Source organism: Sphingomonas gilva, from assembly GCF_003515075.1.
Lineage (GTDB): Bacteria > Pseudomonadota > Alphaproteobacteria > Sphingomonadales > Sphingomonadaceae > Sphingomonas > Sphingomonas gilva.
In genome coordinates this window covers 278,815-288,260 of record NZ_QWLV01000002.1, presented here as the reverse complement: position 1 = coordinate 288,260, position 9,446 = coordinate 278,815, and the positions used below count along the sequence as shown (strand labels likewise).

The 9,446-nt window shown below is 70.9% G+C and carries 7 protein-coding genes; all 7 read left to right on the top strand.

Annotated elements, in window-relative coordinates; genetic code table 11:
- Nucleotides 1-89: 89 nt before the first annotated feature.
- The 7 genes from D1610_RS05990 (at nt 90) to D1610_RS05960 (ending at nt 9,446) form a co-directional block, all read left to right on the top strand.
- The gene (locus D1610_RS05990) at nt 90-1,010 is read left to right on the top strand and encodes a D-alanine--D-alanine ligase (protein WP_118863235.1); all 921 of its coding nucleotides are present in this window, start codon (nt 90-92) and stop codon (nt 1,008-1,010) included.
- Entirely contained in the window at nt 1,007-1,945 is a 939-nt protein-coding gene (locus tag D1610_RS05985; RefSeq protein WP_245942005.1) for a cell division protein FtsQ/DivIB, read from the top strand. Before D1610_RS05990 ends, D1610_RS05985 begins: the two co-directional genes overlap by 4 nt.
- Nucleotides 1,946-1,949: 4 nt before the next feature.
- On the top strand, nt 1,950-3,212 hold the full coding sequence (ftsA, locus tag D1610_RS05980) for a cell division protein FtsA (protein ID WP_118863234.1): 1,263 nt from the start codon (nt 1,950-1,952) through the stop codon (nt 3,210-3,212).
- A gap of 108 nt (nt 3,213-3,320) precedes the next feature.
- A complete protein-coding gene (ftsZ, locus tag D1610_RS05975) occupies nt 3,321-4,799 on the top strand; it encodes a cell division protein FtsZ (RefSeq protein ID WP_118863727.1) in 1,479 nt (492 codons plus the stop codon).
- A gap of 111 nt (nt 4,800-4,910) precedes the next feature.
- The gene (locus D1610_RS05970) at nt 4,911-6,764 is read left to right on the top strand and encodes an SPOR domain-containing protein (RefSeq protein WP_118863233.1); all 1,854 of its coding nucleotides are present in this window, start codon (nt 4,911-4,913) and stop codon (nt 6,762-6,764) included.
- A gap of 39 nt (nt 6,765-6,803) precedes the next feature.
- The gene (locus D1610_RS05965) at nt 6,804-7,979 is read left to right on the top strand and encodes a deoxyguanosinetriphosphate triphosphohydrolase (RefSeq protein ID WP_118863232.1); all 1,176 of its coding nucleotides are present in this window, start codon (nt 6,804-6,806) and stop codon (nt 7,977-7,979) included.
- 60 nt (nt 7,980-8,039) lie between these two features.
- Nucleotides 8,040-9,446: a DUF1800 domain-containing protein gene (locus D1610_RS05960; RefSeq protein ID WP_118863231.1), complete on the top strand. Its 1,407-nt coding sequence runs from the start codon at nt 8,040-8,042 to the stop codon at nt 9,444-9,446.

The window sequence follows — 9,446 nt, the reverse complement described above, 5'->3', positions numbered from 1 at the left end:
GCCACGAGCGCTTCGTTTGCGGCTTGCCCCCTCCACCATTCGCCTTCGGCGAACGGTCCCCCTCCCCCTGCTTCGCATGGGGAGGATTTATGGTTGAATCCCTCAACATCGTTGTCCTGATGGGCGGATGGTCGGCGGAGCGGGAGGTTTCGCTGATGTCGGGCGCGGGGGTGGCCGATGCGCTGGAATCGCTCGGCCACCGGGTGACGCGGATCGACATGGGGCATGACGTCGCGGCGCGGCTGGCGGACGCCAGGCCCGACCTGGTGTTCAACGCGCTGCACGGAACGCCCGGCGAGGACGGATCGGTGCAGGGGATGCTCGACCTGATGGGCCTCCGCTACACCCATTCGGGGATGGTCACCTCGGTCATCGCGATCGACAAGCAGCTGACCAAGCAGGCGCTGGTGCCGCACGGCATCCCGATGCCCGGCGGGCATATCGTCAGGTCCGAAGGGCTGTTCGAGCGCGACCCGATGGCGCGGCCCTATGTGCTCAAACCCGTCAACGAGGGGTCTTCGGTCGGCGTCGCCATCGTCACCGAGGAAGGCAATTACGGCAATCCGATCATGCGGAGCGCGATCGGGCCGTGGAGCGAGTTCGACGAGCTGCTCGCCGAGCCGTTCATCCGCGGGCGCGAGCTGACCGTCGCGGTGCTGGGCGACCGCGCGCTGGGCGTGACCGAACTGAAGCCCAGGAACGGCTTCTACGACTACGACGCCAAATATACCGAGGGGCTGACCGAGCATGTCTGCCCGGCCGAGGTGCCCGAGGAGATCGCGCGGGCGTGCATGGAGCTGGCGGTGGAATCGCATCGGCTGCTGGGCTGCAAGGGCGCGTCGCGGTCCGATTTCCGCTGGGACGACAATATGGGGGCCGACGGATTGTTCCTGCTGGAGGTCAACACCCAGCCGGGCATGACGCCGCTCAGCCTGGTGCCCGAGCAGGCGAAGGCCGTGGGCATGAGCTATGCCGAGCTGGTCCAGTGGATCGTCGAGGAGGCGCTGTGAGCCGGGGAGCGCAATCGTCGCGGATCAAGCGCGGTGGCAGCCCGCGCAAGACGGTGAAGAAGTCGAACAGCCGCGCGCTCAGGAAACGCTCGCTGATCGACCGCGCGATGGACCATCTGCCCGTCAGCGTCGCCACGCTGCGGCGGATCGCGACCGGCGCGATCGTCGGCACGGTCGCGATCGGCGGCGTGGCCGTGGCGAGCGCGTTCGGCGTGCCGCAGGCGGCGGGGGTCGGCGTCGCCGAGGCGATCGGCCGCGCGGGCTTCGAGGTCGAGCGGGTCGAGGTGACCGGCATCGACCGGATGGAGCGGCTGACGGTCTATGCCATCGCGCTCGACCAGCACTCCATGGCGATGCCGCTGGTCGATCTCGACAAGGTGCGCGACCGGCTGCTCGATTACGGCTGGATCGCCGACGCGCGCGTGTCGCGGCGGCTGCCCGACACGCTGCTGGTCGACATCGTCGAGCGGACGCCGTCCGCGGTGTGGCAGAACAACCAGACCTTGTGGCTGGTCGATGCCGAGGGCGTGGTGCTGGAGCAGATCGCATTGGACGAGATGCCCGATCTGCCGCTGGTGATCGGCCCCGACGCCAACCGGCAGATCGCCGGCTTGAACGAGCTGATGAAGGCCGCGCCCGCGCTCGACCCGATGCTGGCGGGCGCGACCTGGGTGGGCAACCGCCGCTGGGACCTGCGCTTCCAGTCGGGCGAGGTGCTGGCGCTGCCGCAGGGCGAGAAGGAAGCGGCGGCGGCGCTGGTGCGCTTCGCGCGGATGGACGGGATGGACCGGCTGCTGGGGCGCGGCTTCGTGCGCTTCGACATGCGTGATCCGGCCAAGTTCGTCGTGCGCGTGCCGCGCGGCATGGGCAGGAAACCGGCGGCGAATGGGGAAGGCGCAGACGCGCCCACCGCGGCCGAACGGGCAGAGGGGTAGGACGATGGCACAAAGGGCGCCGGACAATCTGATCACCGCGCTGGACATCGGCACCAGCAAGGTCTCCGCGATGATCGCGCATCGGCAGGAGAACGGCCAGCTGCAGGTGCTGGGCACCGGCCAGCGCGAGAGCCGCGGCGTCAAGCGCGGCTATGTCGCCGACATGGCGCAGACCGAGCAATCGGTGCGCGAGGCGGTCGAGCAGGCGGAGCGGATCGCGGGCACCAACATCGACACGGTGTGGGTCAGCTTCTCGGCCGGCGGCCTGGTCAGCGACATCGCCAAGGTCGAGGTCGAGCTGGGCGGGCACCGGGTCGAGCAGTCGGACATCGAGGATCTGCTGTTCGCCGGGCGCAACTCGATCGATCCCGACGGGCGGATGGTGCTGCACGCCAACCCGACGCTCTACACCATCGACGGGCTGAACGGCGTCAAGAACCCGCTGGGGCTGCATGCCGATCGGCTGGGGGTGGACATCCATGTCGTCGCGGCGGACGGCAGCCCCTTGCGCAACCTCGACATGTGCGTTCGCCAGGCGCATCTCGACGTGAAGTCGATCGTCGCGGCGCCGGTGGCGACGGGCCTCGCCTGCCTGTCCGACGAAGAGCGCGAGCTGGGCGTCGCGCTGGTCGAGCTGGGCGCGGGCGTCACCAACGTGTCGGTGTTCGCCGGCGGGATGCTGGTCGGGCTGCAGACCGTGCCGTGGGGCGCGCAGGACATCACCGACGACATCGCCTCCGCCTTCGGCACCAGGCGGACCCAGGCCGAGCGGATGAAGTGCTTCTACGGCAGCGCCAACGCGTCCCCGCGCGACAATCACGACATGATCGACGTCGCGCCGATCTCCAGCGAGGACGAGGCGGCGGCGCCGCAGCGCATCACCCGCGCGCAGCTGATCGCGGTGATCCGCCAGCGGCTGGAGCATCTGGCGGGCGAGATCGGCAAGGCGCTGCGCGAGCTTGGCTTCACCGGCCCGGTCGGGCGGCAGGTGGTGATCACCGGCGGCGGGGCCGAGCTGAAGGGCATGGCGGATTACATGCAGGCGTCGCTGGGCCAGCCGGTCCGCGTCGGGCGGCCGCGCGGGCTTTCGGCGCTGCCCGATGCGCATGCCGGGCCCGGCTTCGCCACGCTGGCGGGGCTCGCCTACTATGCCGCGTCCGATCCGGTCGACCTGCGCACGCTGGCGCCGGCGCATCAGATGGTGACGCGGACGAGCGGTTTATCGCTGTGGCAGCGTCTGCTCGCCGCATCCAAGCTCAATTATTAAGATTTTGGGACTCGGGCGTTAACTTTTTAGATGACCCGCAGAATCGGATGTTGCAATGAAGGGCAGGGGCAAAGGCAGATGCCTTCGCTGGACGATGGAGACAGGCAGATGAGCATCGAATTTCTTCCGCCGGATGTCGATGAACTGACACCGCGGATCACCGTGATCGGCGTCGGCGGAGCGGGCGGCAACGCCATCGCCAACATGATCAAGGCGGAGGTCCAGGGGGTGGACTTCCTGGTCGCCAACACCGACGCGCAGGCGCTGAAATCCTCGCCGGCCGAGCAGCGCATCCAGCTGGGCGCGAAGATCACCCAGGGGCTGGGCGCGGGCTCGCGGCCCGAGATCGGCCGCGCCGCCGCCGAGGAGACGATCGAGGCGGTCGAGCGCGCGCTTGACGGGGCGCATATGTGCTTCATCGCCGCCGGCATGGGCGGCGGCACCGGCACGGGGGCGGCGCCGGTGATCGCCAAGGCGGCGCGCGACCGCGGCATCCTGACCGTGGGCGTCGTCACCAAGCCGTTCAGCTTCGAAGGCAGCCGCCGGATGAAGTCCGCCGATGCGGGCATCGCCGAGCTGCAGAAGCATGTCGACACGCTGATCGTCATTCCGAACCAGAACCTGTTCCTGATCGCCAATGCCGACACCACCTTCAAGGAAGCGTTCGCCATGGCGGACGAGGTGCTGCAGCAGGGCGTGCGCGGCATCACCGACCTGATGGTGATGCCCGGCCTGATCAACCTCGACTTCGCCGACGTGCGTTCGGTAATGGGCGAGATGGGCAAGGCGATGATGGGCACCGGCGAGGCCGATGGCGACAACCGCGCCATCCAGGCGGCGGAAAAGGCGATCGCCAACCCGCTGCTCGACGGCGTGTCGATGAAGGGCGCCAAGGGCGTGATCATCTCGATCACCGGCGGCGAGGACATGCGTCTGCTCGAGGTCGACGAGGCGGCGAACCATATCCGCGAGCTGGTCGATCCGGACGCCAACATCATCTGGGGCTCGGCGTTCAACGACAATCTGTCGGGCAAGATCCGGGTGTCGGTGGTGGCGACGGGCATCGAGGCCGATGTCTCCACCCAGGCGGAGCCCGCGCGGGTGCTGCCCTTCGCGACGCGCCGCAGCGAGCCGGCCTCCGCGCCGGTGGCCGAGGCGCCCGCCGCTCCGGTGGCCATTCCCGGCTTCAGCATCAATCTGACCCCGCCCGAGCCTGCGGCCGAGGCCGATCCGGTCCAGGAGACGGCCGAGGCGGACGATGCGCTGGAGCTCGATACCGTGGCGGAGCCGGAGCCTGAGGCGGCCGAGGCCGACGAGCTGGTGCTGGGCGAGGACTCGGTCGCGGCGGACGATGAGCCCGTCGCCGAGGGCGAGCCGAAGACCGAAGCGCCGAAGCGCCGCTGGCTCTACAGCGACGACGGCGACGAACCCGTGACCGAAGCGCCCAAGGCGCCGCGCGTCAAGGTCGGCGGCGGCACGCTGTTCGAGCGCATGTCCAACGCGACGCGCGGCGCGACGCGCACCGAGCCTGACGGCGAGGGCATGACCGACATTCCGCGCTTCCTCAACCGTCAGAACAATCAGTGAGCGAATGAAGGGCGGGGCGCGCCGGCTCGTCGCCGGTGCGCCCCGCTCTGCCGCTGCCGTTCAAATCGGACATTTGGCGTTCAGGCGGGGGAGGCTGTAACCAGCCCCACGATGCATATCCGAAAGATTCGTCTGCTCTCCGCCGGCGCGCTGGTGCTCGCGCTGCCCGCCACCTCTCTCCTCGCCCAGGGCACGCCGGGCGAGATCGTCCAGCAGATCAACCCCGAAGCCGACCGGCTGGCGCAGGACATGAAGATCCTCGCCGCCGATCCGAAGAACGTGCCCGCGCTGATCTCCGCCGGACGCGGCGCGCTGGCGATGGGCGATCCCAACGGCGCATTGAGCTTTTTCCTCCGCGCGCAGGACGTGTCGCCGAACAACGGTCAGGCGAAGGCGGGCATGGCGAGCGCGCTGGTCGAGCTCGAACGCCCCGGCGAAGCGCTCAGGCTGTTCGATGAGGCGACGCGCCACGGCGTGGCGGAGGTCGAGATCGCCGCGGATCGCGGGCTCGCTTATGATCTGGTCGGCGATCAGGCGCGGGCGCAGCGCGACTATGCGATGGCGCTGGCGCGCAGGCCCGATGACGAGGTGACGCGGCGCTACGCGCTGTCGCTGGGCATTTCGAACCGGCGCGCCGAGGCGATGGCGCTGCTCGATCCGCTGCTCCGCAAGCAGGATCGCGCCGCCTGGCGGTCGCGCGCCTTCATCCTGGCGATGACGGGAGACGAAGGCGGTGCGGCCAAGATCGCCGAGCAGACGCTGCCGGCGAGCATGGCGCAGATGCTGCGGCCCTATTTCGACAAGCTGGAGGATCTCGACGGCGGCGAGCGCGCCTTCGCGGTGCACTACGGCCATCTGGGCGGCGACGCCGCGCGGCTGGCGCGGCAGAGCGCGCCACGGCCGGCGGGGCCGGTGATCGCCGCCGCCACCGCGCCGCCGCCGCGCCCCGCCGCAGCAGCGCCGACACGCATGGCGAATGCCGACACGAGTCAGCCGACGCGAACCGAGCAGCGCGCGGCCGAACGCACCGCGCGGCAGGCGAGCCGGACCGCCCCTGCTCCTGCCATTGCGCCAGGGCGCGTGGCGGCCCCCACGCCCAGCCCGGCGCCTGCACGAACGGCGACGCCCGCGCCGACGGCGGTGCGCAGCGCGGCCGCGCCGGCCGCCTCATCCACCACGCCCGCACCGACACCGGCCCGAAACGCTTCGCCGCAAACCGTGGCGGCCCAGCAACCGGCGGCGCCCGCCGTGGCATCGCGTCCGACGCCGACACCCGCGCCAACCGCCACGCGGATCGCATCGGCGCCGACCACCGTCTACGGACCGCCGGCCTCTGCAGCCAAGCCGACGTTGCGCGCGGCCGCACCGGCGGCTTCAGCGCCAACACCGTCGCCCGCGCCTGCGCCGCCGGCAACGCGGTCCGCGGCGGTGCCGGCGACGCCGGCCGCCCGCACCGATCTGCTCGCCTCGATCATCGCCGGGATCGATATCCCGCAGGCCGAGCTCGCCGCCCGGCCGGCGGCGTCGCTGGAGGACGTCGCGCGCGTGCAGGCCGAGGAGCGAAGGGCCGCGCGCGCGGCGCGGGCGCGCGAGGAGGCGGCGGCGAAGAAGGCGGCGGAAGCCAAGGCGGCGGCCGATGCGGCCGCGGCGAAGAAGAAGGCGGATGCCGAAGCCGCGGCCAAGAAGAAGGCGGCGCCCGAACGCTATTGGGTGCAGATCGCCACGGGGGCCAATCCGGCGGCGCTGGCGCGCGATTTCAAGAAGATGGTGGCGCGCGCACCGGTGCTCAAAGGCCAGGACGCCTGGACCGCGCGCTTCGGCGGAACGCGGCGGATGCTGGTCGGGCCGTTCGGCTCCGAGCGTGAGGCGATCGCGTTCATGTCCAAGGCCAAGGCGGCGGGCGTCGACGGCTACAACTGGACCAGCCCCGAAGGCGCCGAGGTGGAGAAGCTTCCCCCCGCCTGATCATTGCCGGTGGCGAGGACAGGTCCTAGGTGCGATGTCATGGAACGCCGGACACTTGCCGCCCTTGCCAGCGATCCGGCCGCGAGCCGGGGCCGGCTACACGACGAGGGGACGGAGGCGGTGCGCGGGGGCGTGCGCGACGCCTTCCAGCGCGACCGCGATCGCATCATCCATTCGATCAGCTTCCGCCGCCTGCGCCACAAGACGCAGGTGTTCATGGCGCCCGACGGCGACCATTTCCGCGTCCGCCTGACCCACAGCCTGGAGGTCGCGCAGATCGGGCGCACGGTGGCGCGCGCGCTGGGGCTCAACGAGGACCTGACCGAGGCTTTGTGCCTGGCGCACGATATCGGCCACCCGCCCTTCGGCCATGCCGGGGAGGACGCGCTGCGCGAGGCGCTCGCGGGGCATGGCGGGTTCGATCACAACGGCCACACGCTGCGCGCGCTGACGCGGCTCGAATGTCCGTATCCCGCCTGGCCTGGATTGAACCTCGGTTGGGAGACGCTGGAGGGGCTGGCCAAGCATAATGGCCCGGTCGCCGCGCCGGGCTGGGCGCTGGTCGGCGTCGATGCCGAATGGCCGCTCGACCTGACGCGCTGGCCGAGCCTGGAGGCGCAGATCGCGGCGATCGCGGACGACATCGCCTATGACAATCACGATATCGACGACGGGCTGCGCAGCGGCTTGCTGAGCCTCGACCAGCTGCTGGCGGTGCCGCTCATCGCGCGCGGCTGGAATGCGGTGCGGGCGCGCTATCCGGGGATTTCCGACGATCGGCTGACCGGCGAGCTGACGCGCAGCCAGATCGGCGTGATGGTGAGCGACCTGATCGACGAGACGCGGCGGCGCGTGGCCGCGGCAGGGATCGAGACGGCGGACGATGTGCGCGGCGCCGGGCAGGCGCTCGCCGGCTTTTCCGAGGCGACGGCGGGGGAGGAGCGCGCGCTCAAGCGCTTCATGTACGCCGAACTCTATCACCATCCGCAGCAGACGGCGGCGGCGGAGATGGCGCGCGGCGTGGTGGCGAAGCTGTTCGCCGCCTATGCCGACGATCCCCGCCGCCTGCCGCCCGAATGGCGCGAGCGGCTGCCCGAGGGCGAGCCGCAGCGCAGCCGCCACATCGCCGATTTCATCGCCGGCATGACCGATCGCTACGCCATCGCGCGGCACCGCGAGCATGTCGGCGAGGTCGATCTTCCGGAAGCGTTCTGAACCTGGCATAGTTTTGCGACAATTCAGGCGCATGACAGGCTCAAGAGAGGAGCCGGATCGATGGACGCCACCGCGATTGCCCGCAACCGTTTCGGCCTTGGCGCGCGCGCCGGAGAGGCCGCGCCCAGGGACGCCAAGGCCTGGCTGCTCGACCAGCTCGCCCGATTCGACTCGCGCCCCGCACCGATCGCCAACGCGCCCGGCCGCGCCGAAGCCGCCGGCGAGATCGCCGAATTCTACCGCACGCGCCGCGCCGAACGCCGCGAGCGCAGGATGGAAGCGGCGGACGATGCATCGCCGCAGATGGAGGCGCGCCGCGCCGAGCGGCGCGATGTCCGCGACATCTACGCGCAGTCGGTCGCGGCGCGCGCCAATGCCGCGCTCGCCACCGACACGCCGTTCGTCGAGCGGCTGGTCCATTTCTGGTCGAACCATTTCGCCATCTCGGCGGACAAGCTGCCCGTGGCGGGGCTTGCCGGCGATTTCGAGTTCTCCGCGATCCGCCCGCATGTGCTGGGCAGGTTCGCCGACATGCTGGGCGCGGTCGAGCGGCATCCCGCGATGCTGGTCTTCCTCGATCAGGCGCAATCGATCGGCCCCAACAGCCGCGCAGGGACGCGCGCCGCCGGCCGGGGCCGCAAGCGCGGATTGAACGAGAATCTCGCGCGCGAGATCATGGAGCTGCACACGCTTGGCGTGCGCACCGGATACGGCCAGGCCGACGTCACCGAGTTCGCCCGCGCGATGACCGGCTGGACCGTCGGCGGGATCGGGCGCGGCGTCGCGCGGCGGATCGACGGCGAGCCGGGCGCCTTCCTCTTCGCGCCGCAATTCCACGAGCCCGGCACGCGCACCATCCTGGGCAAGAGCTTCGCGCAAGGCGGCGAGGCGCAGGCGCAGGCGGTGCTGGCCATGCTCGCGACGCATCCGGCGACGGCGCGCCACATCGCGACCAAGCTCGCCCGGCATTTCGCGGGCGACGCGCCGCCGGCGACCTTGGTGGCGAAGCTCGAGGCCGCCTTCCTGCGATCGGGCGGCGACCTGCCGACGGTCTATCGCGCGCTGGTCGACGCGCCAGAGGCGTGGGCGGCAGAGCCGGTCAAGTTCAAGACGCCGTGGGAATGGGCGGTGTCGGCGGGCCGCGCGGTGGGGGCGGAGAGCTTTCCCGCGGGCAATGTCGCGGGATTCATCACCCAGCTGGGCCAGGCCGTATGGCGGCCGGGATCGCCCGCGGGGTTCGACGATATCGCGGCGAGCTGGGCGGGGTCCGACGCGATCATGCGGCGGGTGGAGGCGGCGGGGCGCTTCGCCGGCCGCGCGCGGATGGAGCAGGATGCGCGGACGCTCGCCGCCAGCCTGTTCGGCGACGGGCTGAGCGAGACGACCGGGACGGGGATCGCGCGCGCCGAAAGCCCGGCGCAGGGCCTCGCGCTGCTGCTCGTGTCGCCCGAATTCATGCGGAGGTGA

Excerpts from the sequence above, each read along its gene's own strand:
- D1610_RS05990 (WP_118863235.1), top strand. The coding sequence starts at position 90 with ATGGTTGAATCCCTCAACATCGTTGTCCTGATGGGCGGATGGTCGGCG.
- ftsA (WP_118863234.1), top strand. The coding sequence starts at position 1,950 with ATGGCACAAAGGGCGCCGGACAATCTGATCACCGCGCTGGACATCGGC.
- ftsZ (WP_118863727.1), top strand. The coding sequence starts at position 3,321 with ATGAGCATCGAATTTCTTCCGCCGGATGTCGATGAACTGACACCGCGG.
- D1610_RS05970 (WP_118863233.1), top strand. The coding sequence starts at position 4,911 with ATGCATATCCGAAAGATTCGTCTGCTCTCCGCCGGCGCGCTGGTGCTC.
- D1610_RS05965 (WP_118863232.1), top strand. The coding sequence starts at position 6,804 with ATGGAACGCCGGACACTTGCCGCCCTTGCCAGCGATCCGGCCGCGAGC.
- D1610_RS05960 (WP_118863231.1), top strand. The coding sequence starts at position 8,040 with ATGGACGCCACCGCGATTGCCCGCAACCGTTTCGGCCTTGGCGCGCGC.